The following is a 26,101-nucleotide window of genomic DNA, read 5'->3' as shown; positions in this document are numbered from 1 at the left end:
GCATCTTGTAAAAAAGAACTCAATATTATGAAAACTAAAACAGCCTTTTTATCATTATTTCTTACGGTTTTTCTTTTTTCTTGCGAAATTAACAATCAAAGCAATGAATTAATTATAGATCCTAACGATAGTTTATTATTTGGCTATTGGGCAGAGACTAGTTATGAAGATGAACAAATAACTTTTACACGAGTAAATTCTTTACCAAATGATTCTTATGGAATATCATTTGTAGAAAAAGGTGTTTTTATAGAACGTTCTTCGGGTTGGTGTGGAACTCCTCCTTTAACATTTACTGATTATACAGGAACTTGGGAATTTGTAGAAGATAGTCTCGTTAAAATTAGCACAACTTCTTTTATAGGAGATTTTCAATGGCGAATTTTAGAAGTATCAGAAGAAAAATTAGTCGTAAAAAGAGAACTTTCAGAAAAAGAATTAGAGCATAGAAGTTTAATGGATTTATTTAATGAAATTCAAAATTTGTCTTATAGTATTTCTTGCTCAGATGCTGCTGATTGGAATTTTGTTGCTTACGGATCAAAAGCTTGTGGAGGTCCTAAAGGTTATATCGCTTATTCATCGAAAATAGATACTACTGCTTTTCTACAGAAAATAGAAACATATACGCAAACAGAAAAAGATTTTAACATTAAATGGGGTGTAATTTCAGATTGTTCAATTACAAATCCTCCAACTTCAGTAGAATGCCAAAACGGATTTCCAAAACTTATTTATTAACTAAAATACATTAAAAAAAATGAAAAAATTTACACTACTTTTATTCGGATTACTTGTTTTTTCCGCTTGTTTAAACACAGATAATGATGAACTAAATTACACTTTTGAGTATTTACCAATTGATGAAGCAATAACGCCAGCAAGTTTTACGTATGGTCAAATAGATACAATTGCAGTAAAATATTCTTTGCCAAATGGATGTTATCATTTTAATCAAATTTATTATGAACCTCAAGACACTACAAGAATTGTTGCTATTTCTGCCTTTGTAGAATTAGATTCTCCTTGTACAGAAGCTATTATACAAGAAGAAAAGAAGATTCCGGTAAAAGCATCACAGCTAGAAGACTATGTTTTTAAGTTTTATAAAGGAAAAGATAGTAATGGCGAAAATATTTTTGAGGAAGTTGTAGTTCCTGTAAATTAGAACCATCAAACTAGAAGAACTCATAAAGGAATGTTGCAAACAAAAAATTGCAGCACAAGCACAGGTTTATCAGCTTTTTTCTGATAAACTGTTTGCTGTTTGTTTAAAATATTCTCGTAATTATCAAGATGCAGAAGATAATTTACAAGATAGTTTTATCACTATTTTCAATAAAATTGAACAATATAAAAATAAAGGTTCTTTTGAAGGTTGGCTAAAACGAATTACGATACATACAGCTTTACAAAAATATAGAGAAAAAGCTCCTTTACAAATTGTAAAAGAAATTTCTGATGAGGATGAGATGGAAGAATTCGATATAGATACTACCATTTTTAGTGTGGATGTTTTGTTAAATTATATTCAGCAATTACCAGATAGATATAGATTGATTTTTAATCTATATGTTTTAGATAATTATACGCATAAAGAAATTGCAGAAATGCTAAATATCTCTGTAGGAACATCCAAATCTAACTTGTCTAGAGCTAGAAAAATTTTAAAAGAACAGTTAGAAAATCATCAGAAAAAAGCACAAAAAAATTAATTAATGGATCATAATAATTTAGATAAATTGTTTCAAGAACAGCTTAAAAATTTGGAGGCAACTCCAAATAAAAGAGTTTGGAACAATATTGAATCTAAACTTAAAAAGAAGAAGAGGAGAGTAGTTCCTGTTTGGTGGTTTGCAAGCGGAATTGCAGCAATGTTACTTTTAGGAATTTTGTTGTTTCCTTTTTCTGATGATAAAGATGTTTTTAATAAAACAGATTCAGACATTATAATTACAGAAAGCCCTAAGAAAGAAATAAAATTGAAAACTATTTATAAGACCAAAATAGATACTATAATTCAGGATGAAAAGAGTGAGGAAAAAATTCTTATTTCTGATAAACAAATAAATAGAAGACCTAGTAATCAACAAAAAATAAACCCTAAAAATACAGATATTATTAAGAAGTTAGTTAGCAAAAAAAACGAGAAAGAAAAGACTTTTTTTGCTGATAATTCTAACAAAGAAAATATAGATTCAATACATAAGAAAGAGATTATTATAATTGATAACACAACGTTTTTTTCTGATAAAAAGAAAGAACTTACTAAAGTTGAAAAAGAATCAATTACAAATAAAGTTGATTTAAACAAGTTTGTAGAAAAAAAAGATAGTCTTTTTTCACCTAAATCATCAAAAGAAAAATGGTCTATTGCACCTGTTTTTGCAGTATTAAATTCTAATTCGTTTTCTAATACATCGCCAATAGATAAAAGTTTATCAAACTCCACAAAAGGGCAAAGTTCGTATTCTTACGGTTTGCAAATCGGATATAAAATAAATAAAAAATGGAGTATTCAATCTGGAATACATTTACAAGAAATGAGTTTTTCAAATCGTCAAGTAACTGCTGTTGTCACAATTTCTACAAGTTCGTCGTCGGTTGCATTTAATAGTGGAGATTCTTTTTCTTTTAATGAAATTAGTACTCAAAGCTCAGATTTTGCTAGTAGTTCAGTAATATCTAGAACTAGTTTAAGTGGAGAGTTAAATCAACAATATGGTTATATAGAAATTCCAATTGAAGTAAAATATAATTTTTTAAGCAGTAAAAAGTTTAATACAGAAATAGTAGCAGGATTTAGTTCTTTGTTTTTAAATAAAAATGAAATTAATTTAGAGAGCCAATTTCTATCTAAATCAGGAAAAGCAAACAATTTAAATACCATTAATTTTAGTGGAAATTTAGGATTTGACTTTAATTATTCATTAAATAAAAAATGGTCTTTAAATTTAAACCCGATGTTAAAAGCTCAACTACATACGTTTAGTGAAAATTCTAATGGTTTTGCTCCTTTTAACTTAGGAATTTATTCAGGAATTAAATATAAATTTTAGTATAATAAGGGCCTTTTTTTTAATTACGTTTAAAGAGTTTTATTGTCATTTAATCGAAATAAAAAATGTAATTAGAATAAATTGATTATTTTTGTAGGCTGTTAATATTTCAATATAAAGGCAGTATATACAAGTAAATTGTGACATTTAATAAAAAAATGTGTCATAATTTATGTAAAATACAAAATATGAAATTTAAACTTTCTACATACAGAACTTTTAGCGGAACCAAACAGGTTGTAGAACTCATAAAAAAGAAGGATACGCAATGGGTTATTTATCAAGATGATAAACCCAAATTTTTTGTAGATTTTTTTGATTTAGAAAAGGAATCTAATGCTATGATGAATAGCTTGGTTTTGTGTGGTAAAAGATCAATAGAAGAAGTATTAGAATTGATAAATAAAAGAAATAACATCAATTTATCAATTCCTAAGATTACTAAATTAGGTTTAAAAAAGAAATTAAAATCAGAAAGTATAGAACTCAATTTAGAGTCTTTACCAGAAGAATGGTTAGATTATTCTTTGTAAATTTTCAGTATTAAATTCCCTTTGTCATCCATCGATGCTCTGTACATTCCTGCAGTATTAAACTCAAAAGACATATTCCCATTTTTGTCTAAAGCAACAACTCCACCAGTTCCACCAAGTTTAGTAAGTTTATTTTGAATAACATCTTTTGTTGCTTCTTTCAACGTTTTTTGCTGATATTCCATTTGTGCAGAAATATCATACGCAACTTGACTTCGTATAAAATATTCTCCCCAACCAGTTGATGAAACTCCACAGGTTTTATTATTTGCATACGTACCAGAACCAATAATTGGTGCATCGCCAATTCTCCCCCAACGTTTGTTAGTCATTCCTCCTGTGGAAGTTCCTGCAGCAATATTTCCATTTTTATCTAAAGCTACACAACCTACTGTTCCAAATTTGCTATTTTTAATGTCGGCATCATAAAAAACTGCTTTTTTATCATCATGATCAAGCGCAGTTTTTTCTTTGTCTTTAATTCTTTGAAGCGATTTAAAACGTTTTTCTGTATAAAAATAACTTGGATCAACAATTTCTAGTCCTTTTTCTTTGGCAAATTCACTAGCTCCTGATCCAGAAAGCATTACATGATCAGAATCTGTCATTATTTTTATAGCTAATTCTATTGGGCTTTTTACGTTTGTAACTCCTGCAACAGCACCAGCATTTAATGTTTTTCCATCCATAAAAGAAGCATCTAATTCATTTTTTTCTTCATGTGTAAAAACAGCTCCTTTTCCAGCGTTAAACAAAGGTGATTCTTCCATAACTTGAATCGTTTTCATCACAGCTTCTTGGCTTGTTCCACCATTTTTTAAAATAGTATAACCAATCTTAATTGCATCTTCTAGTTTAGATTTATAGGCTGCTTCTTTTTCATCAGACATATTTTTCTTTAAAATTGTGCCTGCTCCACCATGAATTATAATTGCAAATTTGTTTTTTTTAATATTAGTTTGTGTTTCTTCGGATGAGTTTTTAGTTTCATTTTTACATCCTAAGAAAACAATTAAAAGGGAAAGAAGAGTTATAATTTTTTTCATAATTAAAGTGTTTAATTTTAAACAAAATACAATGTTTTTGTTTAATTTACAAATTGATAAAAAAATTGTAAATTCGTTCTTCGAATTTAAACAACAAAAACGGAACAACAAAATGATAGACTTTGGAATTAAAGAATCTTTAAAAGAATTAGGAATAAAAGATTTAAACGAAGGAACTTCTACAGGTTCAAATAGTTTTTCTAACGGAGAAATTATTGAAAGCTATTCTCCCGTTGATGGTAAATTGATTGGAAAAGTAAAATCTACTACAAAAGAAGATTACGAAAAAGTGATGGAAACGGCAACTAAAGCTTTTTTATCTTTTAGAAACATGCCAGCTCCACAAAGAGGAGAAATTGTTCGTCAATTCGGAAATAAATTAAGAGATTTAAAAGAACCTTTAGGAAAATTAGTTTCCTATGAAATGGGAAAATCTTTGCAAGAAGGTTATGGAGAAGTACAAGAAATGATAGACATCTGTGATTTTGCTGTAGGTTTATCTCGTCAATTAAACGGACAAACAATTCCGTCTGAAAGACCAGGACATGTAATGAGAGAACAATGGCATCCAATTGGTGTCGTCGGTATAATTTCTGCATTTAATTTTCCTGTTGCAGTTTGGGCTTGGAACACTGCTTTAGCTTGGATTTGTGGCGATGTTTGTGTTTGGAAAGCATCAGAAAAAGCACCTTTATGTTCTATTGCTTGTCAAAATATTATTGCAGAAATTTTAAAAGAAAATAACTTACCAGAAGGAATTTCTTGTATTATAAATGGAGATTATAAAGTTGGTGAAATGATGACTTCTGATATTAGAATTCCGTTAATTTCAGCAACAGGATCTACAAGAATGGGAAGAATTGTTGGCGCAACAGTTGCACAACGTTTTGGAAAATCTTTACTAGAATTAGGAGGAAATAATGCAATTATTATTACACCAACTGCAGATTTAAAAGTAGTTGTACCAGGAGCAGTTTTTGGAGCTATAGGAACTTGCGGACAACGTTGTACATCTACAAGGAGATTAATTATTCATGAATCTGTGTATGATAAAGTTAGAGATGCAATTGTTGGTGCTTACAAACAATTAACTATTGGAAATCCTTTAGATGAAAAAAATCATATTGGTCCTTTAATTGATCATGATTCTGTAAATACATATTTAGCTGCTATTGAAAAAGCAAAAGCTGAAGGTGGAAAAGTTTTAGTTGAAGGTGGCGTTTTAGAAGGAGAAGGTTATGAATCTGGTTGTTATGTAAAACCTGCAATTATTGAAGCAGAAAATCATTTTGAAATTGTACAGCATGAAACTTTTGCACCAATTTTATATGTAATGAAATATGCTGGAGAAGTAGAAAATGCGATTGAAAAACAAAATGGTGTTGCACAAGGATTATCATCTGCAATTATGACAAATGAAATGAAAGAAGCAGAGAAATTCTTGTCTTTTGCTGGTTCAGATTGTGGAATTGCAAACGTAAATATTGGAACTTCTGGTGCAGAAATTGGTGGTGCTTTTGGAGGTGAAAAAGAAACTGGTGGAGGTAGAGAATCTGGTTCTGATGCTTGGAAAGTGTATATGCGTAGACAAACTAATACCATAAATTATTCTGATGAATTACCTTTAGCACAAGGAATAAAGTTTGATATTTAATGAACTAATTATTTTATAAAAATATAAAAACCCAACTTTTTAAAAGTTGGGTTTTTTATGAAATAGTATTTATTTTAATATAAATTTTCTATATAAAAATGCGTTTTATGAAATTTCTAAAACTTCAATATCAAAAACTAAATCTTTACCTGCTAAAGGATGATTACCATCAATAACAATAGTTTCTTCTTTAACTTCAACAACCATTAAGTTCATTTCTTGTCCGTCTGGAGTTTTAGACACTAAGCCCATTCCAACTTTTGGTTCCATGTCTTGTGGAAGATCAGCTTTATTTACTTCTTGAATTAAAGCTTTATTTACTTCTCCGTAAGCTTCTTCTTTGGCGATAGTAATGGTTTTCTTTTCGTTAACCTCCATGTCAATCAACCCTTTTTCAAAACCAGGAATTATCTGTCCTTGACCTAAAGTAAATTGTATTGGTTCTCTTCCTTCTGAAGTATCAAAAATTTGCCCGTCGGTTAATTTACCTGTGTAGTTTACTTTAACTGTATTGTTCTCTTTAACTTGACTCATACTGTATTATTTATTTTAAAAATATTTTTTTGTATAATTTTTACACATCAAATATTTTAATTTTAACTGATGAATTATCAAACCGCGAAAATCAAGCCAAAAGGATAAAAAACTGGTATGAAAATGTATAAACTTATAAATTGAAGAGGATAAAAATTAAAAAATTGTTCTCTATCCCTTTGATGGTAGTGAAACATAACTTTTAAAAATAATTTAAAAAAATATTATCAAAAATAATCCAATCAGTAAAAATGTCAGTTAAAGTATAAAATCTTTGACAAATATGTAATAAAACGTATATAATTAATGAATCTTTATTTTCAAAAATTAAAAATGTATCGTTTTATTTAAAAGTATATTTTTATAATAAAATTAAACTATCTTTAATTATTTTAGTCTAAAGCTCATGAAATCAGCACACATACAGCATTTATATAATAGAGTTGGTTTTGGTATTACGCCAAAAGAACTAGTGCGTTTATCAAAAAAAAGCAAGAAAAATGTGATAAACGAGTTATTTATTTCTTCGGATAAAACAACTCTTTTAACAGTTGATACTTCTTTTTTAAAGAATATAACTCCTAAAGATTATAAGGATCAAAAACAGCGAAGAGAACTACAAAAAATCAGCAGAAAAAAAATACAAGAGTTTTCTATAAATTGGGTTGAGCGTTTAAAAAATCCTAGTGAAATTTTACGTGAAAAAATGACCTTATTTTGGGCTAATCATTTTGTTTGCGAAAGTAAAAATATCTTATTTGTAGAAAATTACAACAATGCTTTGCGTAAAAATGCACTTGGAAACTTTGGCGATTTTACTAAAATTATTGCCAAAGAAGCTGCAATGCTTGGTTATTTAAACAATAAACAGAACAAGAAAAAAAGCCCTAATGAGAATTTTGCTCGTGAATTAATGGAACTTTTTACTTTGGGGCAAGACAATTATACAGAGCAAGATATTAAAGAATCTGCAAGAGCTTTTACCGGATATAATCATAATTTTAAAGGAGAATTTTCATTTAAAGTTAGAAATCATGATGAGAATGAAAAAACATTTTTTGGAAAATCTGGTAATTTTAAAGGAGATGATATTATAGATTTAATTCTAGAGAAAAAGGAATGTGCTAAATTTATATCAGAAAAAATTTATACTTATTTTGTAAATGATAACCTCAATGAAGATCATATAAACGAAATGACAGCAGTTTTCTATAAAGATTATAATATTGAAAACTTAATGCGTTTTGTGTTACTTTCAGATTGGTTTTATGCAGATGAAAATATAGGAACTAAAATAAAATCGCCAATCGAATTTTTAATAGGCATCAACACAATTGTACCTTATACGATAGAAAAATCAAAACAAATTTTATTGTTACAAAAATTATTAGGTCAGGTTTTAATGAGTCCGCCAAATGTTGCAGGTTGGAAAACTGGCAGAAATTGGATTGATAGTAATACAATTGTTACACGTTTGCGTTTACCATCGGTTTTACTAAATAATGCAGAAATTACATATTCTGATAAAGGAGATGAGGAATCTATAGATACTAATTTTGATGAAAAAAAATTACGTAGAAAAGCATTTATAAAAACAAAAACAGATTGGGAAACCTTTAATGAAAACTATAAAAAAAGTTCTCATCAAGAATTGATTAAGCATGTAATTACCACAAAATTAAATCTTGGAACATCAAAAATGTTAATGAATAATATGCAAATGCCAAAGCAAGATTTTTGTGTACAATTAATGAGTTTACCAGAATATCAACTTTGCTAATTTTTATCATTTATGAAACGTAGAGATTTTTTAAAACAAACTACTTTTGCATCCGGAATGTTTTTTGTTCCGCAGTTTCTAAAAGCTTTTGAGAACAATACAATGAAAGCTTTTAGCAATAAAAAAGTAGTAATTATTCAGTTAAAAGGTGGTAATGATGGTTTAAATACTGTTGTACCTTTTAACAACGATATTTATTATCAGCAAAGAAATAATATTGCTCTAAAGCAAAACGATTTATTTAGAATTTCTGATGAAGTTGGGCTTCATAAAAGCTTAAAACCATTACAAGATTTATACAATAAAGGTTTTGTAAGTATTATAAATAATGTTGGATATCCGAACCCAAATTTGTCTCATTTTAGAGCTACAGATATTTGGCAAACTGCCAGTGATAGCAATGAATATTTGCAAAATGGTTGGGTTGGCAGATATTTAGATTACACAAAAGGAAACCCTTATAATGCCATTGAAGTTGATGAAAGTTTGTCTTTAATGCTAAAAGGAAAAACCCAAAATGGCTTGGCAATAACAGATCCTAATTTGTTTTATAAATCGATGCGCGAACCATTTTTTAATAATGTTATAAAGAGTTATTCTGATGCGCATTTAAATGAACATAATTTAGGATATTTATACAATACTATGATTGATGCAAAATCATCTGCAAAACATATTTTCGAAAAAAGTAAAACAAAATCTTCTAGTTCAGATTATCCTAAAAATATTTTTGGTAGACAGCTAAAAACGATTGCTGAGTTTATAAATTCTGGCTTAGAAACGCAAGTGTATTATGCAGGTTTAAGCGGCTTTGATACACACGCAAATCAAGCAGGAACACAAGAAAGATTATTAAAAATTTATGCAGAAAGCATGGAGGTTTTTGTAAACGATTTAGAAAAAAATAATGCTTTTGATGATGTTATTATTCTTACTTTTTCTGAGTTTGGTAGACGTGTAAAACAAAATGAATCTAAAGGTACAGATCACGGAACCGCAAATAATGTGTTTGTGATGGGAAATAACTTAAAGAAACAAGGTTTGTATAATAACTTACCAAATTTAGGAGATTTAGATAAAAATGGAAACCTAAAATACGAGATAGATTTTAGAGAAATTTATGCAACCATTTTAGATAAATGGTTGCAAGTTGATGATGTTTCTATTCTAAATAAATCTTTTTCTAAGTTGAGTTTTGTGTAAACTTGACCTTCTCAAAAAAAACCGCTAACTTCGTTTAACTTATGATAAAATAAATTAAAACTTAGCTTATCATTATAGTTGTACACAATACCCGAAAAATGCCGAGAATTGAACTTCAAACTGAAATAAAAGCTGATAGAAATATCGTGTTTGACCTATCTCGAAGTATCGATTTGCACAAAATATCGACCGAACAAACTAATGAAGAAGCAATCGCTGGAAAAACAAGTGGATTAATTGGAATAGATGAAAGCGTAACTTGGCGAGCAAAACACTTTGGAATCTATCAAAAACTAACTTCCAAAATAACGGAATTTGATAAACCGAATTACTTTGCGGACGAAATGGTTAAAGGAGCATTTGCGGAATTTAAACACGAACATCACTTTGCTGAATCGAATGGTGGAACTTTGATGACCGACTTTTTCGATTATAAATCACCTTTTGGAATTTTAGGAAAGTTAGCGGACAAACTCTTTCTGGAAAAATATATGACTGAATTACTAACTGAAAGAAACCGAATTGTAAAAGAGTTTGCGGAATCTGACAAATGGAAAGAAGTGATAAAATGAAAATCGGAACTAAAATATTAATCCTATTTCTAACCTTGAATTTTCTTTCTTGTAAGGGTTCAGCACAGGAAATAGAAACTAAAGAATCAAAAACTGAAGTTGAATCTTCAGGAACGATAAAAAGTACTTTTCCTAAACCAATTGGAATTATAAACGATTATGGGAAAGTATTCACAGAATTACAGCGTACTGAATTATCGAAATTGCTTTATTACTATGATATTGAAACTACGAGACAAATCGTTATCATAACAATTGACAGCATAAAACCATATCAAAATATCCAAAAATATGCTGTTGACATAGGAAACGAATGGGGAATTGGAAATGCGGAAAAAAATAACGGATTGACAATAGTTGTATGCAATCCTTGTCGACAAATCGGAATTGCAACTGGAACAGGAACGGAACTGATTTTGACGGACGAAATCTGTAAAAACGTAATTGAAGAAACCATAATTCCCGAATTTAAAAATGGAGACTTTTATGACGGAATTAAAAAAGGTGTGACTGAATTAATAAAAAAATGGAAATAAAAGTACTGTGTACAACAATGTGTATAATTCATTGCTAGTTAAAGCCTACTTACGAAAGTCCTCGCGGACTTTCTATCGGTGATTTATTTGCTAACTTTAGTGCTTAAACATGCAACGAAATCATACACTATACCGTTAAACGAACTTCTCTAACCATACTTCACTTTTCTAATTACTCTCAGTGCCTCTTTATAAGAGATATAAGTTGTTTTATCATCTAAGTTTTTGATGTAGTCTTTGGCATTTTTTAGCAGATCTGCAGCATCTAAAAAACCATATAAAAAACAGATTAAAGAATTGGTTGGTAATCGTAAAACATCTTCATGTTCTGTTACAGAAAGTGGAATTCCTTTTTCAATTTTTTTGATGATTGCCTTATTATTTAAAAAAATATGCTGAATTATTGTTCCATCAAATTTTGGTGGTTGAAACAAGAATTCTTTAATAATATCATGCTTTCCATTATTTTTAAAATTGATAATCGTTTTTTCTAACGGATACAATTTCTCTTGCTTTTCTAGACCTAAATAAATGAATTCTGTTACAATAAATGAATGGTTATTAAAACTAATTTGAACATCATCTAAAGCAGAAAAAAATAGTTTTACTTGCTCGTTTATCAATTCAATATCTACTCTAGAAAAGAATTCTTCACCATTTAAAACTTTCTTTTCTCCTGCCCAACACAACACAAACTGTTCATTAAAAACTTTGTATTTTGGGTTGTATTCTGTTTTGTGATTATTAATAAAATCGAAAACGCCATCTAAAGTTAATTCGATATTATTACGTGCATTTTTTTCTATAGCAGCAACAATTTCTTTGTTGGTGTTTAGTAACTCAAAATTTGAATTTGCTGGTATTGAGTTGCTTCCTCGTCTATAAAAAGTGGTTCCTTTTCTATATTTCCAAGCATTTTTTAAAAGTGATGTTATTTTATTATTTGGATGAATAGTTACCAAACCAATTACTTTATGACGAGGTAATCTTGGAAAAGGAACATTTTCATACTCAATTTTTGGTGGATTTTTTAAATATGCATTTACCAAATTTTGAATTTTGCTATCATCATAAAAATCTACACCAATAATCTTGTTTTCCTCGTCTTCAATACCAATTACGATGTAAGAATTATTTTCTGGATTTGAATTTGAAAGCGCACAAATATGCTTTAAAAACTTTGCTTTTCCATCTTTTGTACTTAATGATAATTTTTGCTTTTTATCATAAAAACTGTTCTCATCATTGTGAGAAAGTAGATTTTTAATAAGTAAGCGTTTGTTAATCATTTTTTATGGCATTTCTTCTCCTTTACTTGCTTCTAAAAGTAAAAACCAATCTTGTAAATCTAAATCAATTTCTAAAGCTTTATTTGCATTTAAGATTCGTTCTTTATTTGTAGTACCAATAACTGGATAAATTTTTGCTGGATGTTTTAAAATCCAAGCCAATAAAAGCACATCATTAGAAACTGCATATTTTTTTGATAAAATGTTTAGAATTTTTCTTATTCTAAAAGATTGAGGAGTTTCATTTTTAAAAACATTTCCTAAAGGACTCCAACACATTGGCTGAATTTGTTTCTGTAACATTTGATCTAAACTGCCATTTTGCATTGCAGCATAATGTGTTAAAGAAAATTCTATTTGATTTATAGAAACCGGAATTTTATCAGCAATTAAATCAACCTGAGAAGGTGTAAAGTTTGAAACTCCAAAATTTATTATTTTACCACTTTCTTTCAATTCAGAAATAGCTTCTGCAATTTCATCAGGTTGCATTAACGGACTTGGTCTGTGCAATAAAAGCGTGTCTAAATAATCAGTTTTAAAATTTTGTAAAGAATTTTCTACACTCCAAATAATATATTCTTTAGCATAATTATAATGCTTTAATTTATTGTTTCTAGCTTCGCCAACAAGTTGGATACCACATTTAGAAATTAACTGAATATCTTCACGAGCAATTCCACTTTCCACAAACGCTTTTCCAAATTCGGCTTCCGTAGAATAATCGCCATAAATATCTGCATGATCAAAAGTTGAATTCCCGTTTTCTAAACAAAACTGAATTAGTTCAACTTGTTCTTTGGTAGAAAATTGTTTTCCCCATTTTCCCCAAGACATACATCCAATTATTATTTCTGATGTTGGCATTTAATTTCTATTTAAAATTGTTGCTGTTGCTTGTGCTGTTGGATACACCACTAAATCTTCAATATTTACGTGATAAGGTCTTGTTACCACAAAATGAATGATATCTGCAATATCTTCTGCTTGCAAAGCTTTATAACCCGCATAAACGGTTTTTGCTTTTTCTGTGTCACCTTTAAAACGAACATCAGAAAACTCAGTTTCTACAGCACCTGGATGAATTGCAGAAACACGAATGTTATGTTTGTTTAAATCAATTCTCATGGCTTTATTTAAAGCATCTACAGCATGTTTTGATGCACAATATACATTTCCATTAGGATATACAGCTTTTGCAGCAATTGAGCCAATATTTACAATAAATCCGTTATTATTTGAAACCATTTTTGGAATGATTGCTTTAGAAACATACAACAAACCTTTTACGTTAATATCTAACATTGCATCCCAATCATCTAAATGGCCATCTTGAATACTTGATAAGCCATGTGCATTTCCTGCATTATTAATCAAAATATCTATTTCCTTAAAGTTTTCTGGAAGTGAATTGATTGCAGTTGCAACTTCTTCTCTTTTAGAAACATCAAATTGCAGTGTTATTACTTTTGTAAGTTTACTTAATTCTTCTTTGAGTTTTTCTAACCGTGCTGACCTTCTTCCACAAAGAATTAATCTGATATTATTTTTGGCAAACAATTCTGCGGTAGCTTTACCAATTCCTGAAGTTGCGCCAGTTATAAATGCTGTTTTTTTCATTAATTTTAGTATTGTTTTTCTAGTGCTTAAAATTATGAAAACTAGCGGTTTATTTTGTTTATAAATCAATATTTTTTCATCAATAATAAGCAAAGAAAAAACCGTCCTCCTCAGGACGGTTCTCCTTTCAATTGGTTATTGAGAAATAACCAACCAAAAATCAACTAACCAAACTTATTTTAAATTTCTTCTAATCTTTGTCTTTCTTTCTACTTTAGTACGTTTTCTGTTGTTGTTTCTTACAGTTGGTGTTTCAGTTTTAACATTTTTTTCACCTTTTAAATACTGTACAAATCCTCTACCAGAAAAATCGTATGTCGTGTCTGAGTTTATATGATACAAACGAATCTTACTATCATTGATAACGCTCAATTCAAATTCTTCTATATCTCCGCCATCATAATTAAGTGTTAAAAATTTTAGGTCTTCATAACCAGTAACATCATACACTTCATATCCACCTATATAATCCCAATTAATATAATCAACTTGTGTGCCAAAGTTATCTTGAGAACTATAAAACGTTGTTATATTTTCTGGAGTAAAAGCTAAAAAATGTTCATTATCAAAAGCATTTGGAGTTCCGCCAAATACATCTGTATTTTCCCAAGCAATGTATTCTTGTAAAAAATATTCTATGTTTTCATAGAACAATTTATCATAATCAAAATTGTTAATATTGTAGCCTATTAAATAATAGTTCACATTTTGTCTTTGGTTGTATAATCTAATTTCGTTGTTAGATAGAATGGTAACTTCAAAATTATTTACACCATCTAGATCATGATTCGTTTTTAGTAAACCACTAAAAGTATTGTATGTTCCAACATCAATTCCTAAACCATTTCCCGTTTTTCCAATATCAACAATGTTATTATTAGCGTATAAAACTCCGTTGATAAATGATAAAGTAAATGCTCTAGAAACATAAGGAATATCTCCATTTCCAGATGTTCTATGATAATCTACATACCATAAATCATATTCTGAAACAACTTCTTCTAATGTTGGTTCGTATTCATAATAAGAATCTTGATATACTGTTGTACACGAATTAAGAAGAGTTCCTGTAATAATAATTGCGAAAAGTAATTTTAGAGTCTTCATAAGCTTTCAATTTAATGGTTATGCTTATGAATATTCAAATTGCGTGCCAAAAAATATGTTCTGAATAACTATTGTTAACTAAATAATAATGAGGTTTTTAGATTTTTGGGTAAAATACAGAATTCTATTTTTTGATAGATTATATTTTGAAGTATTTTGTTTTTCCTTTTACAATGTAACTAATTAATGCTTCATTTGTTTTCAAGTCAAAAGTAAATTTTTTTAATTTCTGATGACCTTAAGTCTAATTATTATTGATTGCTGATGTAATTATAAATGGTAGAATTCTTCAAACTTTATATTTTCAAATTTATAAAATAGAATCATAATTACAAATATTGATATAATTTTTAGGGTTTAATTTTTACAGGTTCTTAAATAATTTTAAATGTTAAGATATAAAAAAAGAGCTTATCAAAATTTTGATAAGCTCTTTGTACTTTATAAGATTCTGTGTTTACAGAAGTATAAATCTAATTATTTAATGCTTCTGCACCACCAACAATCTCTAAGATTTCGTTGGTAATTGCCGCTTGACGTGCTTTGTTGTAAGTTAACAGTAAATCGTCTCTTAAATCTTGTGCGTTATCAGTTGCTTTATGCATTGCTGTCATACGAGCACCATGTTCTGAAGCAAAACTATCTCTAATTGCTTTATATAATTGAGTTTTTAAAGATTTAGGAATTAATGCTAAAACTATTTCTTCTTTAGATGGCTCAAAGATATAATCAGAATTTACAGCTGATGTTTCAATATCATCAATAGGTTTAATAGGTAAAAATTGCTCAACTTGTGTAATTTGAGTTGCCGCATTTTTAAATTGATTATAAACTAATTCAATTCTATCGTAAGTACCGTTAGTAAAAAGACTCATTAACTTTTCTGCAATTACAGAAATATTATCAAAAGTTAAATTATCATAAACATCATTTCTGCTTTCAATAATATTAAATTTTCTACCTAAAATATCTGCTCCTTTTTTACCAATAGATAATATGTCAACATTAACATCACTGTATTTCTCTTGAACAGTGTTAATAACTTCTTTAGTTATTGACGAGTTAAAACCACCACATAAACCTCTGTTAGAAGTTATAGCTACAATTAAAACTTTAGAAATTTCTTTTTGATTAGAATATGCTCCACTAGCATCACTATCTAAAGTTGCACTTAAACTTTGCAATAATTCAGTTAGTTTAGATGAATAAGGGCGCATTGCCGTAATTGCATCTTGTGCTTTTTTCAACTTTGCAGCAGATACCATTTTCATGGCAGATGTAATCTGCATAGTTGATTTTATAGAAGTAATTCTATTACGTATTTCTTTTAAGTTTGCCATTTCTTAGTTGTTAGTTAATAGTTACTAGTCGTTAGTTTTATTTTTTAACGTCTACAAACTAATTTCTAATTAAAATGTTTAGAAATTTCTTCAGCTGCTGATTCTAATGTTGCAGTAACTTCAGGTGTTAATTTACCTGATTTTAAAATATCTAAAGCATCTCTATGCTTTGCGTTTAAATAATCGATATAATCTTTCTCGAATTTCTTAACTTGATTTACAGGAACATCCTTTAATAAGTTTTTAGAACCTGCATAAATAATAGCAACTTGATCTTCTACTGTAAATGGATCATTTTGAGCTTGTTTTAAGATTTCAACGTTACGCTGTCCTTTAGATATTACACTCATAGTAGCTGCATCTAAATCAGAACCAAATTTAGCAAATGCTTCTAATTCACGAAACTGTGCTTGATCTAGTTTTAAAGTACCAGATACTTTTTTCATAGATTTAATCTGTGCATTACCACCAACACGAGATACAGAAATACCTACGTTAATTGCTGGACGAACACCAGAGTTAAATAAATCTCCATCTAAGAAAATTTGACCATCTGTAATCGAAATTACGTTTGTTGGAATATATGCAGAAACGTCTCCTGCTTGAGTTTCAATAATTGGTAATGCAGTTAAAGAACCTCCACCTTTTACAATTCCTTTTAAAGAATCTGGTAAATCGTTCATTTCACTTGCAATTTTATCATCATTAATAACTTTTGCAGCACGCTCTAATAATCTTGAGTGTAAGTAAAATACATCTCCAGGATATGCCTCACGTCCTGGTGGTCTTCTTAATAATAAAGAAATTTCACGGTAGGCAACTGCTTGTTTAGATAAATCATCAAAAACAATTAAAGCTGGTCTTCCAGAATCTCTAAAATATTCTCCAATTGCAGCTCCAGCAAATGGTGCATAAACTTGCATTGCAGCAGGATCTGATGCATTTGCAGCAACAATTGTTGTGTAAGCTAATGCGCCTCTTTCTTCTAACATGTTTGCAATTGCAGCAACAGTAGAAGCTTTTTGACCAATAGCTACATATATACAATATACTGGGTTACCAGCATCGTAAAATTCTTTTTGATTTAAAATAGTATCTAAAGCAACTGTAGATTTACCTGTTTGTCTATCTCCAATTATCAACTCACGTTGACCTCTACCAACAGGAATCATTGCATCAATAGATTTAATACCAGTTTGTAATGGCTCTGTAACTGGCTCTCTATAAATAACTCCAGGAGCTCTACGCTCTAAAGGCATTTCGTAAGTTTTACCTGTAATTGGTCCTTTACCATCAATTGGGCTTCCTAAAGTATCTACAACTCTACCAACAATTCCTTCTCCTGCTTTTAGAGAAGCAATACGATCTGTACGTTTTACATTAGAACCTTCTCTAATAGAAGTAGAAGCTCCTAATAATACAACACCTACGTTGTCTTCTTCTAAATTTAATACGATACCTTCTAATCCGTTATCGAATTCTACTAATTCACCATATTGAACATTAGAAAGACCGTAAACACGAGCAATTCCATCTCCTACTTGTAAAACAGTTCCTACTTCATTTAAAGTAGCTTTAGCTTCAAAACTTGTTAACTGTTGCTTTAAAATTGCTGATACTTCAGCTGGTTTAATACTTGCCATCTTTTTAAAATTTGCTTTAGGCTTTGGGCTTTAAGCTTTATGCACAACACATAGAGCTTATAGCTTACTGCTACTTATATTTTTGGAATATAATGACTATTGTCAAATTCCTTTTTCAATTCGTTTAAATAATTAGAGATACTTGCATCGTATTGCATATCTCCTACACGCAAAATAAATCCGCCTAATATATTTGGATTAACTTCGTTTTCTAGGTTTGCTTTATCGCCAGTTAAAGTAACGATTTTTGCTAAAACTTTTGTTTCAATTTCTTTTGTTAAAGGCACTGCTGTAGTAACCTTAGCAACTTGCATATGCTTATCAAAATCATAAATTATTGCATATTGTTTTGCAATAGAATATAACATTGATATTCTTTTATTGTCTTGTAATAAATGAAATAGGCCAAGAGTAATATTGTTTACTTTTCCTTTAAATATTGCATTTAAAATATTTATTTTATCAGAAATTTTAACAATAGGGCTATTTAACATCACCTCAAATTCATCATTTTCAGAAATTGTTTTGCTAATAAATAACATATCGTCATTTACCGCAGTTTCTTCTTTAGAATCTTTAGCTAGATTTAAAATTGCTTTTGCATAACGTATTGCTGCTCTTGCGTCTTTCATACTCTACTTAGTTTAAAGTAACATCTTTTAAGATTCCTTCAACTAAGTCTAGTTGATCTTTCTTGTTAGATAATTCTTTTTTAATTACTGATTCTGCAATACTAATAGATAATTCTGCAACGCTCTTTTTAATTTCAGCTAATGCAGCTTGCTTTTCTTGCTGAATAGAAGCTTGTGCTTTTTCAATTAATGTAGCTGTAACTTCTTTTGCATCTTCTTTAGCTTCTGCAATCATATTATCGCTAATATGTCTAGCTTCTTTCATCATTGCGTCTCTTTCTTCTCTTGCTTCTTTTAATAATCTTTCGTTGTCTGCATTTAAGTTTTGCATTTCTTTACGTGCATTTTCTGCAGCAGCCAATGCGTCTTCAATTCCAGACTCTCTTTCTTCTAAAGAATTCATAATTGGTTTCCAAGCAAACTTTACCATTAAACCAATTAAGATTAACAATAAGATTGTTTGAACTATAAATAACCCAGGTGAAAAATCGTTTAACAATGCTTCCATACTATTAAATAATTACTTTTTATTTTTTTGATTTGTTTAATTTTAAAACACAATTTATAACCAACCGTTATAAATTGTGTTTTTTTTCTTTTGATTCTATTAACCTTTTCCTAAGATTAACGCACCAAATGCTAACCCTTCTAAAAGTGCTGCAACAATAATCATAGCTGTTTGGATTTTTCCAGTCGCTTCTGGCTGACGAGCAATACCTTCCATTGCTTTTCCACCAATTTGACCTAATCCAATTCCTGCTCCAATTACTACTAATCCTGCTCCAATTAAATTGTACATAATGATTGTATTTATATTAAATTAAACAAATTTGATTAATGAGCCTCTTCATGTTCTTCTACTGCCATACCAATAAATAATGCTGAAAGCATTGTAAAGATATATGCTTGCAAGAAAGCCACTAAAATCTCAATTAATATTATTAAAAATGATAACACTACAGAAAGGAATGTTGCTCCTGCAACTCCCATAGTTTCTTTTAGTGTAAACATTATTGCTATTAAACTCATAACCACAATGTGACCTGCAGTAATATTTGCGAACAAACGCACTAATAATGAAAATGGTTTGATTAATAATGCTCCAGCCAATTCTATAATTGCTAAAACTGGACGAATTAACACAGGAACCCCTGGCATCCATAGCATATGCATCCAATATCCTTTATTTCCACTAAACGAATAAATTACTAAAGTAAAAATAGCTAAGGCTGCTGTAATTGCTATTTGACCAGTAATATTAAAACCAAATGGCATTAAACCCAATAAATTTGAAGCCCAAATAAAGAAAAATACAGTTAGTAAATATCCAGTGAATCTTCTATAATGTTTATTTCCAATATTAGGTCTAGCAATCTCATCTCTAACGTATAAGACCAAAGGCTCTAGAACTCTTGCAAAACCGGTTGGTATTTGTTTTGTTTTGTATTGTTTTGCTAATCTAACAAAACCTAAAAACATTAACAAACCGATTAGTAAGACACCTACAACACTTTTGGTAATTGAAAAATCCAAAACCTTGTGTGCGTTTATTGGATGATGCGTTTCATCAAAAGAAACACTTGCTGCACCTTCATCTAATTCTAATATTTTACTATGAACTTTTACGAATTTCAATCCTTTTTTCTCTACGATTACGTGACCATCATCATTGTGATGAAACTCTGAAGACATAAATGTTACTAAACCTTCGCTTGTCCATAAAATAACTGGTAAAGGAAAACCTTTATGATGTCTTTCTCCATCATCACCTGTATATGAATACAGAGAAAAGTCGTGAGAATCTTTTACGTGATGTTTTATGTAGGCATCAACTTTCTCTTTCGTATTTACACGCCCACCATCGTTTTGCTTGTCGTGTTTCTTGTCTGTTCCACTAGCAAAGCTCGTAGCCGTAAAGAGGGCTATTGCTGCAATTGTAAGGAATTTGATTGTTTTTTGTGCAATCTTCATTGTTAAAATACGCTTTCTAAATTCGGCGCAAAAATACGTAATTAATCAAAACTACAAACCCTTTTTTAATATATTTTTTATTATTGCTTATTATTCAAAATTTTAGAAACAAAAATCGCTTCTGTTAATAAAAAAATAATCATCGGAATAAATAGTGATATTCTAGCTGTTTGAGATAGGTTGTCTCCCGTAAATATTGATGTATAGAAGAAAGCGCTAAATAGCACAATTTTTAAAAAAATGGTCCCTAAATAGATAAAACCAAGTTGTGGAAAGATTTTATCAACAGAAGAAAACACTTTAAAGTTAATACAAATTAGTAGCGAAAATCCTAAGTGAAAAAGGTAGATTTTACGTAAAGAAAAAGGTAAAATAATTGCTGCTTTTTCAATGTAATTTTCATGTAGAAAAAAGCTTATAAAAAAAAGAGAAAAGAAAATTACGGTATACAGAAAAATTGTTTTAATCATTAATTCTGTTTGCTTGTTTTATTAACGAATACATAGCTAAAAAAATAGCAAGGAGTGTAACTGTTTCTTTTAAAAAAGCAGTTTCAAAAATTTTATCTAGCCATTTTCCTAAAAGAAAACCAAGATAAATAGTTAACCCCATTTGTAAACCCGCTCCAGAAAGTTGAATAGCTTTATTTAAAGGTTTTTTTGATTTTGGATTCTTTTCCATCAATGCTTTCCGTTTTATTTATATCTCCTTTCATAACACAACTTGCGTTAAAATCTGCACCTGGTTCTATAGAAAGTTTTCCTACAATAACATTTCCAGAAATTTTTGCAATAGCTTTTACTGTTAAGGTTTTTTCTATAATTAAGTTTCCAGAACTTGTACCTTCTATATTTGCAGTAGTTGCTGTAAGATCTCCTTTCACAATACCTGTAGCGCCAATAATAATTTTTCCTTTAGTTGTTAAATTACCTTCTAAAGTGCCATCAATTCTAAAATCTCCATCAGATTTTATTTCTCCAACAATAACGGTATTTTTAGCTATTACATTTCTTTCCATAGTTTTCGGTTCGTTTTATTAAAACTATTTTCCTATCTGAATTATAATTTCTTTTGCTTTTTTGCCCTCTTCTGTGTTACCATAACTTACAGCAACAAACTCTAATGCAGTTTTATAAGTTTTTATGTCTTTAAATTTACCAATTGCGTATGCTTTTAAAAGTTCAAACTTAGGAACTAAATTAGAATTTGGTATGGTAATAATAAACGCATCAATATTTAAAACTGCTTCTTCAAATTTACCTTCTTTGTACAAATAGTACATTTCTTTGTAAGTTTTTTCTATTTCATTAATGGCAGTTTTTTCTTCTTGTTCAACGTTTTTATTCGGATTTAAAATTATTTGTGCAAACTTAGTATCTGGATATTTTGTAAGAATTACATTTTTATAAATTTCAGATGTTTCTGTATCACCTAAATTGTTATAAATTTGATATAAATGCCAGTTTATGGGTAAAATTAATTCTTCCTTCGGATTTAAAGTTGCCAATCTTTCTAATCGTAATCTTGCTAAATTCTGATTTTTAAATTGTTCTTTATAAATTAAACCGAGTTCATATAAAGCTTGATTTCTATCAATTTTTAAACTGTCTATAGTTTCTTTTTTATCAGGAATGGTGCTTAAATAGGTATCTAAATCGTATCTTAAATTTACTGCATTAGTTTGCGCAGCATCTTCTACGGATGTTTTACCAGAAGTTGCTTTTTCGGACCATCTCCAATTATCTTCTAATCTTCTGTTTCCCCAAACTTTTTTAAATTCGGTTTTACCAAAAGATAACGATTGATTATTGTAAAAATACCAGTTTCCTTTTTTGCCAGATTGTAAACCAATAGCAGCATTACCAAATGCCATTTGATTTAAACGTAGTTGTGCAGCATCTTCATCAATCTTCTTTAACTTTTTTATATAGTTTTCAAAGTATTGTTTTTGTTCGTCTTTAGATAAAGATGCAATTTTTACAATACTATCGTTTATAGTAACAATTTCTTCGAACTTAATTAAGGATGCTAAGTTTCTGTGTTTTCTTTTAATTCGTCTAATTCTAATATCTAAACTATCTTTAGAGACTTGTAAAACGCTATCATAATAAGCACTTGCATATTGATATTCTGAATTTTTAAAATACAAATCACCTAAATTTTCATAAGTAAATGTTTTCTGTTTATCACTTCCGTTATTTGCTCTTAACGAATTATTATAATTCTCTAAAGCCAACGTAATACTATCATTATTTTGATGTAAAACAGCTGTTTGATAATACAATTCGTCTAAATAAGGTCTATTATCTCTGTTTTTAATCAACTTTTGCATTCTTTCTAATAAAGTTGTTGATAAAGAATCTTTAGAGAAATTTTTTGCCAATTCTATATTTGCGTGAATTTTATATTTGTAAGGTGCTTTTTTAAAGTTTGCCAACTTATTAAAAACATAAAAAGCAGAATCTTTTTTATTTTCATCACTAAACATTTGCCCTAAAACAAAAAGGTTTCTTGCGCCTTGATCTCTATCTTTTAAAGTTCTAGTTGCTAATTGTAAGTGTTTTTTAGCTTTTTGCATACTATCGCTTTTTACATATGCCATTGCTAAAGTTGTATGCGCTTGTTCTTTAATTCTATCTGGCAAATTAGCTTCAAAAGTGTCTCTAACAAACAACAATAATTTCATTGCTTCAATAGCGGTTTCTTCATTATCAATTCTTGTATTTGCTTTTGCTCTCCATATTTTAGTTTCTGCAATTAAATCCGCTTGCGGATAATTTGCAATTACATAATTAAAAGCATCAATTGCCGGAACAAAACGTTGAGAATAATAGCGAGATTTACCTAACAATAAATAAGCGTTGTCTATTTGTCTATTATGTTCTGTTCCGTTAATATTCATGCCATGTTTTTGAATGGCTTTTACGGCTTTTTCTTCGGCTCTTTCAAAGGTGGTTAGTTCTTTTTCTTCTTTTGGCGCTCCGCCAAAACCAGCTCCAGGCCCAGAATTAAAAGAAGCCATTACAATTTTGTCTTCTTCAAAAACAATTGGTTCTATTGGTAAACGGCTAAACCAATCGTCTTTATAATTATTGTTAATATTTTCAATACCTTTATTAAACGACTCTTGGCCATTGAATAAAACATTGTATTTTGTGGTTATAGCATGAAAATTTCTGCTGATAACAGTATCTTTTTTTGTACTACAAGAATAAGCAGCAACAAAAATAAAAAGGATGACAATTATTTTTTGAATGTATTTTTTCACGCAGATAAATCTAAATTAAAAAATTCTTTAAAGTAACTAAAAACTCTTATCTAAAACTATTTTCTAAAGAAAAAAGTATACATAAGAGTGTAAAAATAGTAATAAAATAAGAATAGTTTCTTTAAACTGAAAAATAGCTTTCTAATTCTTTTAAAGTTTCTGCAGATGTTTGGATATCTTTTACCACATTTCCTTTATCTAAAACCACAATTCTTTCGCAAACTTCTGTTACGTGTGTTAAATCGTGACTAGAAATTAAAACGGTAATTTCTTTATTTTCAGTTAATTCTTTAATTAATGTTTTTAATCTAATTTGTGTTGTTGGATCTAAATTTGCAAAAGGTTCATCTAAAATAACCAATTTTGGCTTTCCCATCATTGCAGCAACAATTCCTGCCTTTTTCTGATTTCCTTTACTTAAATCTCTTAAATATTTTTTCTTTCCTATAATTTCTCCGTTAAAAAATTCATCGAACTGACCTAAATATTTTGCAACATCGGCTTTGTTCATTCCTCTTAAATCGCCCACAAACTCAAAATATTCTTCTGGGGTTAAGTAACCAATTAAAAAAGATTCATCAATAAAAGAACCTGTAAAAGATTTCCATTCTTCGCTTCTATTTACTTGAATATTATGATTTATAATTGATCCAGAAGTTGGTCTTACCAAATCTAATAGAATATTAAAATAGGTTGTTTTTCCTGCTCCGTTATTACCAACCAAACCAAAACTTTGACCTGTAGGAATTTCTAAAGAATCTATATGTAAAACTTCCGTTTTTCCGTATTTTTTTGAAAGTTGTTTTGTTACTATCATTGTGTAAAGTTTAGTTTTCTTGATTAAATGCGTGAATCATTACATATTTGTTTGTAATGTATTTTTTGGTGATAAAAGCCATTAATTTTTGATGAAAAGCAATACCGATAAAGCCTAAAATTGCTAAAACTAATGTTGCAATTTCGAAACTTACCAACCAATTTACGAGTGCAAAAATAGCCATTGGTAATAGCATTAAAGGCAAACCAATTAGCCATTGTACAGCGCCAGTTCCTTGAAGATTAAAGGCGGCTTTTTCATCTAAATTTATTTTTTTTCTATTAAAAGTTCCGCCATATAAAATAACATGAGCGTTTACACCAATATTGTAAATCATGGCAGCAAAATGAACTGCCAAAACTTTCCAGCCAAAATAAACATACGGAATTCCTAATACAAAAAGTGCCACTACAGTAATTGCCATCATGGTAAATTTAGATTCTAAATAACGATGATATTTAAAATTCTGACTCATAAACATTTTGTAATAACCAGAATCCCAAGCAGGAATAAATTGTCCAAAATTGATTAAAAAAGTTCCTGTAGAAAATATACCAACTAAAACATACATAAAAACCATGTCTTTATACATTGGTTGCGGATAGAAAAACAGACCATAACCTAAACCCATTAAAATCATCCAAGTAGACGATTTTGTTCGTTTATTACGCCAAATTAATCGTAAATCGTTTTTAATAAAAGGCGCTAAATCTCCTAATTTATCTGCAAAAGATAAGTCTGATGCATTTGCTTCTTTTGTTTTTTCTGATATTAATGCATCTAAATATACTTCGTTTCTTAATTGTTTATAATTTAATAGATAAAGTGCAATCAGAACTATTAAAAATGCAACAGCAGTTATTGGGTTTTGATAAATAAAATCAAAACCTTCGCCAACAAAACCTGCTAAATTAAAAATATCGAAATGTTGTACAAGATAACCACCAACTAAAAGTGTTATCAATCCGCCAAAGGCGATATTATTTTTATTGATTAAAAAGTTTAAAAAATTAGCAGATTGAATCAATAAAATCATGGTTGCTAACCAACCTAAAACACCTGTAACATTATAACCTTCTTTGATTAAAACTATCGAAAACGGAATGTAAAAAAACAAGCTCATAATATTAAAAAATGAGAACGACGATTTTACCAAAATAAAGTGTACAATTTTATTTCTAGGAATGTTTAAGGTTAGTAATGGTTTTATGTTCATTACTGGTAATTTTTGCATAATGTATCTAAAAATTAGATCGCCAACTATTGCAAAAAGTAAAAACGAATTAACTAAAAAGAGTGGGTCTTTATCTGGAAATTGTTCTTTTAGAATGAAGAAACCTCCAATACCAATTGCTAAAAAAGAAAGCATAAAATAGAGTGCAAATAAGACCAAAAGAATATTTAAGAAAATACTTTTTTGCCAATTTGCAGATCTAAAATATTGTTTCCATTCTAATTTTAAAAAATGTGAAATCATAAGTTTGGTAAATTAGTTAG

28 protein-coding genes are annotated in these 26,101 nt (G+C 29.2%); 10 read left to right on the top strand and 18 right to left on the bottom strand.

The window, feature by feature from the left end; all coding sequences use genetic code 11:
- Positions 1–27: 27 nt before the first annotated feature.
- The 5 genes from BLT70_RS15805 (at position 28) to BLT70_RS15785 (ending at position 3,592) form a co-directional block, all read left to right on the top strand.
- On the top strand, positions 28–741 hold the full coding sequence (locus BLT70_RS15805) for a hypothetical protein (protein WP_091896582.1): 714 nt from the start codon (positions 28–30) through the stop codon (positions 739–741).
- A 19-nt stretch (positions 742–760) separates the two neighbouring features.
- Positions 761–1,168 (top strand): hypothetical protein, encoded by a 408-nt coding sequence (locus BLT70_RS15800; protein ID WP_091896579.1) that lies wholly within the window; start codon positions 761–763, stop codon positions 1,166–1,168.
- Positions 1,164–1,715: an RNA polymerase sigma factor gene (locus BLT70_RS15795; protein WP_368086358.1), complete on the top strand. Its 552-nt coding sequence runs from the start codon at positions 1,164–1,166 to the stop codon at positions 1,713–1,715. The genes BLT70_RS15800 and BLT70_RS15795 overlap by 5 nt, the downstream gene beginning before the upstream one ends.
- Before the next feature lie 3 nt (positions 1,716–1,718).
- Positions 1,719–3,059, top strand: coding sequence for an outer membrane beta-barrel protein (locus tag BLT70_RS15790; RefSeq protein WP_091896572.1), 1,341 nt, complete (start codon positions 1,719–1,721; stop codon positions 3,057–3,059).
- A 188-nt stretch (positions 3,060–3,247) separates the two neighbouring features.
- A complete protein-coding gene (locus tag BLT70_RS15785) occupies positions 3,248–3,592 on the top strand; it encodes a hypothetical protein (protein ID WP_091896569.1) in 345 nt (114 codons plus the stop codon).
- On the opposite strand, the gene BLT70_RS15780 is transcribed toward BLT70_RS15785, so the two are convergent.
- A complete protein-coding gene (locus BLT70_RS15780; RefSeq protein ID WP_091896566.1) occupies positions 3,580–4,638 on the bottom strand; it encodes an isoaspartyl peptidase/L-asparaginase family protein in 1,059 nt (352 codons plus the stop codon). The two genes, BLT70_RS15785 and BLT70_RS15780, sit on opposite strands and share 13 nt — an antisense overlap.
- Positions 4,639–4,750: 112 nt before the next feature.
- Here BLT70_RS15780 and BLT70_RS15775 point away from each other — a divergent pair, with 112 nt between their 5' ends.
- On the top strand, positions 4,751–6,292 hold the full coding sequence (locus BLT70_RS15775) for an aldehyde dehydrogenase family protein (RefSeq protein ID WP_091897771.1): 1,542 nt from the start codon (positions 4,751–4,753) through the stop codon (positions 6,290–6,292).
- A 105-nt stretch (positions 6,293–6,397) separates the two neighbouring features.
- On the opposite strand, the gene BLT70_RS15770 is transcribed toward BLT70_RS15775, so the two are convergent.
- Positions 6,398–6,826: a peptidylprolyl isomerase gene (locus BLT70_RS15770; protein ID WP_091896563.1), complete on the bottom strand. Its 429-nt coding sequence runs from the start codon at positions 6,824–6,826 to the stop codon at positions 6,398–6,400.
- A gap of 406 nt (positions 6,827–7,232) precedes the next feature.
- Here BLT70_RS15770 and BLT70_RS15765 point away from each other — a divergent pair, with 406 nt between their 5' ends.
- The 4 genes from BLT70_RS15765 (at position 7,233) to BLT70_RS15750 (ending at position 10,917) form a co-directional block, all read left to right on the top strand.
- Positions 7,233–8,606 carry a DUF1800 family protein gene (locus tag BLT70_RS15765; protein ID WP_091896560.1) on the top strand — a complete coding sequence of 458 codons (1,374 nt, stop codon included), beginning with the start codon at positions 7,233–7,235 and terminating at the stop codon, positions 8,604–8,606.
- Between the two features lie 12 nt (positions 8,607–8,618).
- On the top strand, positions 8,619–9,809 hold the full coding sequence (locus BLT70_RS15760; RefSeq protein ID WP_091896557.1) for a DUF1501 domain-containing protein: 1,191 nt from the start codon (positions 8,619–8,621) through the stop codon (positions 9,807–9,809).
- A gap of 98 nt (positions 9,810–9,907) precedes the next feature.
- Positions 9,908–10,381, top strand: coding sequence for an SRPBCC family protein (locus tag BLT70_RS15755; protein ID WP_172824426.1), 474 nt, complete (start codon positions 9,908–9,910; stop codon positions 10,379–10,381).
- Positions 10,360–10,917, top strand: coding sequence for a YgcG family protein (locus BLT70_RS15750; RefSeq protein ID WP_231962749.1), 558 nt, complete (start codon positions 10,360–10,362; stop codon positions 10,915–10,917). Before BLT70_RS15755 ends, BLT70_RS15750 begins: the two co-directional genes overlap by 22 nt.
- 149 nt (positions 10,918–11,066) lie before the next feature.
- On the opposite strand, the gene BLT70_RS15745 is transcribed toward BLT70_RS15750, so the two are convergent.
- From BLT70_RS15745 to BLT70_RS15670, 16 genes are all read right to left on the bottom strand, one after another.
- The gene (locus tag BLT70_RS15745; protein WP_091896554.1) at positions 11,067–12,206 is read right to left on the bottom strand and encodes an ATP-binding protein; all 1,140 of its coding nucleotides are present in this window, start codon (positions 12,204–12,206) and stop codon (positions 11,067–11,069) included.
- A gap of 3 nt (positions 12,207–12,209) precedes the next feature.
- The gene (locus BLT70_RS15740) at positions 12,210–13,073 is read right to left on the bottom strand and encodes an aldo/keto reductase family oxidoreductase (RefSeq protein ID WP_091896551.1); all 864 of its coding nucleotides are present in this window, start codon (positions 13,071–13,073) and stop codon (positions 12,210–12,212) included.
- The gene (locus BLT70_RS15735) at positions 13,074–13,826 is read right to left on the bottom strand and encodes an SDR family NAD(P)-dependent oxidoreductase (RefSeq protein ID WP_091897762.1); all 753 of its coding nucleotides are present in this window, start codon (positions 13,824–13,826) and stop codon (positions 13,074–13,076) included. It abuts the gene before it with no gap.
- 174 nt (positions 13,827–14,000) lie between these two features.
- Positions 14,001–14,933, bottom strand: coding sequence for a hypothetical protein (locus BLT70_RS15730; RefSeq protein WP_091896549.1), 933 nt, complete (start codon positions 14,931–14,933; stop codon positions 14,001–14,003).
- A 473-nt stretch (positions 14,934–15,406) separates the two neighbouring features.
- The gene (gene atpG / locus BLT70_RS15725; protein ID WP_091896546.1) at positions 15,407–16,273 is read right to left on the bottom strand and encodes an ATP synthase F1 subunit gamma; all 867 of its coding nucleotides are present in this window, start codon (positions 16,271–16,273) and stop codon (positions 15,407–15,409) included.
- A gap of 65 nt (positions 16,274–16,338) precedes the next feature.
- Complete coding sequence (gene atpA / locus BLT70_RS15720; RefSeq protein WP_091896543.1) at positions 16,339–17,916, bottom strand: F0F1 ATP synthase subunit alpha; 1,578 nt, start codon at positions 17,914–17,916, stop codon at positions 16,339–16,341.
- 74 nt (positions 17,917–17,990) lie between these two features.
- Positions 17,991–18,548, bottom strand: coding sequence for an ATP synthase F1 subunit delta (gene atpH, locus BLT70_RS15715; RefSeq protein WP_091896540.1), 558 nt, complete (start codon positions 18,546–18,548; stop codon positions 17,991–17,993).
- 7 nt (positions 18,549–18,555) lie between these two features.
- Positions 18,556–19,056, bottom strand: a complete 501-nt coding sequence (locus BLT70_RS15710) for a F0F1 ATP synthase subunit B (protein ID WP_091896537.1) — start codon at positions 19,054–19,056, stop codon at positions 18,556–18,558.
- A 99-nt stretch (positions 19,057–19,155) separates the two neighbouring features.
- On the bottom strand, positions 19,156–19,347 hold the full coding sequence (atpE, locus tag BLT70_RS15705; RefSeq protein ID WP_089258428.1) for an ATP synthase F0 subunit C: 192 nt from the start codon (positions 19,345–19,347) through the stop codon (positions 19,156–19,158).
- Between the two features lie 35 nt (positions 19,348–19,382).
- Positions 19,383–20,519: a F0F1 ATP synthase subunit A gene (gene atpB, locus BLT70_RS15700; protein ID WP_091896534.1), complete on the bottom strand. Its 1,137-nt coding sequence runs from the start codon at positions 20,517–20,519 to the stop codon at positions 19,383–19,385.
- Positions 20,520–20,599: 80 nt separating this feature from the next.
- The gene (locus tag BLT70_RS17460; RefSeq protein WP_091896529.1) at positions 20,600–20,989 is read right to left on the bottom strand and encodes a DUF6168 family protein; all 390 of its coding nucleotides are present in this window, start codon (positions 20,987–20,989) and stop codon (positions 20,600–20,602) included.
- Positions 20,982–21,200 (bottom strand): AtpZ/AtpI family protein, encoded by a 219-nt coding sequence (locus BLT70_RS15690; protein ID WP_091896527.1) that lies wholly within the window; start codon positions 21,198–21,200, stop codon positions 20,982–20,984. Before BLT70_RS15690 ends, BLT70_RS17460 begins: the two co-directional genes overlap by 8 nt.
- Positions 21,163–21,537: a polymer-forming cytoskeletal protein gene (locus tag BLT70_RS15685; RefSeq protein WP_091896524.1), complete on the bottom strand. Its 375-nt coding sequence runs from the start codon at positions 21,535–21,537 to the stop codon at positions 21,163–21,165. The genes BLT70_RS15690 and BLT70_RS15685 overlap by 38 nt, the downstream gene beginning before the upstream one ends.
- Before the next feature lie 24 nt (positions 21,538–21,561).
- Positions 21,562–23,787 (bottom strand): hypothetical protein, encoded by a 2,226-nt coding sequence (locus tag BLT70_RS15680; protein ID WP_091896522.1) that lies wholly within the window; start codon positions 23,785–23,787, stop codon positions 21,562–21,564.
- Between the two features lie 121 nt (positions 23,788–23,908).
- The gene (locus BLT70_RS15675) at positions 23,909–24,604 is read right to left on the bottom strand and encodes an ABC transporter ATP-binding protein (RefSeq protein WP_091896520.1); all 696 of its coding nucleotides are present in this window, start codon (positions 24,602–24,604) and stop codon (positions 23,909–23,911) included.
- 10 nt (positions 24,605–24,614) lie between these two features.
- Positions 24,615–26,081, bottom strand: a complete 1,467-nt coding sequence (locus tag BLT70_RS15670) for a DUF5687 family protein (RefSeq protein ID WP_091896518.1) — start codon at positions 26,079–26,081, stop codon at positions 24,615–24,617.
- Between the last annotated feature and the right edge of the window lie 20 nt (positions 26,082–26,101).

The organism is Polaribacter sp. KT25b (assembly GCF_900105145.1).
In the GTDB taxonomy this organism is placed as follows: Bacteria; Bacteroidota; Bacteroidia; order Flavobacteriales; family Flavobacteriaceae; genus Polaribacter.
The sequence above is the reverse complement of the archived record's forward strand: the minus strand, read 5'-3'. Positions and strand labels throughout refer to the sequence as shown.

Coding starts and splice junctions, on each gene's coding strand:
- BLT70_RS15805 (WP_091896582.1), top strand. CDS start 28: ATGAAAACTAAAACAGCCTTTTTATCATTATTTCTTACGGTTTTTCTT.
- BLT70_RS15800 (WP_091896579.1), top strand. CDS start 761: ATGAAAAAATTTACACTACTTTTATTCGGATTACTTGTTTTTTCCGCT.
- BLT70_RS15790 (WP_091896572.1), top strand. CDS start 1,719: ATGGATCATAATAATTTAGATAAATTGTTTCAAGAACAGCTTAAAAAT.
- BLT70_RS15785 (WP_091896569.1), top strand. CDS start 3,248: ATGAAATTTAAACTTTCTACATACAGAACTTTTAGCGGAACCAAACAG.
- BLT70_RS15780 (WP_091896566.1), bottom strand. CDS start 4,638: ATGAAAAAAATTATAACTCTTCTTTCCCTTTTAATTGTTTTCTTAGGA.
- BLT70_RS15775 (WP_091897771.1), top strand. CDS start 4,751: ATGATAGACTTTGGAATTAAAGAATCTTTAAAAGAATTAGGAATAAAA.
- BLT70_RS15770 (WP_091896563.1), bottom strand. CDS start 6,826: ATGAGTCAAGTTAAAGAGAACAATACAGTTAAAGTAAACTACACAGGT.
- BLT70_RS15765 (WP_091896560.1), top strand. CDS start 7,233: ATGAAATCAGCACACATACAGCATTTATATAATAGAGTTGGTTTTGGT.
- BLT70_RS15760 (WP_091896557.1), top strand. CDS start 8,619: ATGAAACGTAGAGATTTTTTAAAACAAACTACTTTTGCATCCGGAATG.
- BLT70_RS15755 (WP_172824426.1), top strand. CDS start 9,908: ATGCCGAGAATTGAACTTCAAACTGAAATAAAAGCTGATAGAAATATC.
- BLT70_RS15750 (WP_231962749.1), top strand. CDS start 10,360: ATGGAAAGAAGTGATAAAATGAAAATCGGAACTAAAATATTAATCCTA.
- BLT70_RS15745 (WP_091896554.1), bottom strand. CDS start 12,206: ATGATTAACAAACGCTTACTTATTAAAAATCTACTTTCTCACAATGAT.
- BLT70_RS15740 (WP_091896551.1), bottom strand. CDS start 13,073: ATGCCAACATCAGAAATAATAATTGGATGTATGTCTTGGGGAAAATGG.
- BLT70_RS15735 (WP_091897762.1), bottom strand. CDS start 13,826: ATGAAAAAAACAGCATTTATAACTGGCGCAACTTCAGGAATTGGTAAA.
- BLT70_RS15730 (WP_091896549.1), bottom strand. CDS start 14,933: ATGAAGACTCTAAAATTACTTTTCGCAATTATTATTACAGGAACTCTT.
- atpG (WP_091896546.1), bottom strand. CDS start 16,273: ATGGCAAACTTAAAAGAAATACGTAATAGAATTACTTCTATAAAATCA.
- atpA (WP_091896543.1), bottom strand. CDS start 17,916: ATGGCAAGTATTAAACCAGCTGAAGTATCAGCAATTTTAAAGCAACAG.
- atpH (WP_091896540.1), bottom strand. CDS start 18,548: ATGAAAGACGCAAGAGCAGCAATACGTTATGCAAAAGCAATTTTAAAT.
- BLT70_RS15710 (WP_091896537.1), bottom strand. CDS start 19,056: ATGGAAGCATTGTTAAACGATTTTTCACCTGGGTTATTTATAGTTCAA.
- atpE (WP_089258428.1), bottom strand. CDS start 19,347: ATGTACAATTTAATTGGAGCAGGATTAGTAGTAATTGGAGCAGGAATT.
- atpB (WP_091896534.1), bottom strand. CDS start 20,519: ATGAAGATTGCACAAAAAACAATCAAATTCCTTACAATTGCAGCAATA.
- BLT70_RS17460 (WP_091896529.1), bottom strand. CDS start 20,989: ATGATTAAAACAATTTTTCTGTATACCGTAATTTTCTTTTCTCTTTTT.
- BLT70_RS15690 (WP_091896527.1), bottom strand. CDS start 21,200: ATGGAAAAGAATCCAAAATCAAAAAAACCTTTAAATAAAGCTATTCAA.
- BLT70_RS15685 (WP_091896524.1), bottom strand. CDS start 21,537: ATGGAAAGAAATGTAATAGCTAAAAATACCGTTATTGTTGGAGAAATA.
- BLT70_RS15675 (WP_091896520.1), bottom strand. CDS start 24,604: ATGATAGTAACAAAACAACTTTCAAAAAAATACGGAAAAACGGAAGTT.
- BLT70_RS15670 (WP_091896518.1), bottom strand. CDS start 26,081: ATGATTTCACATTTTTTAAAATTAGAATGGAAACAATATTTTAGATCT.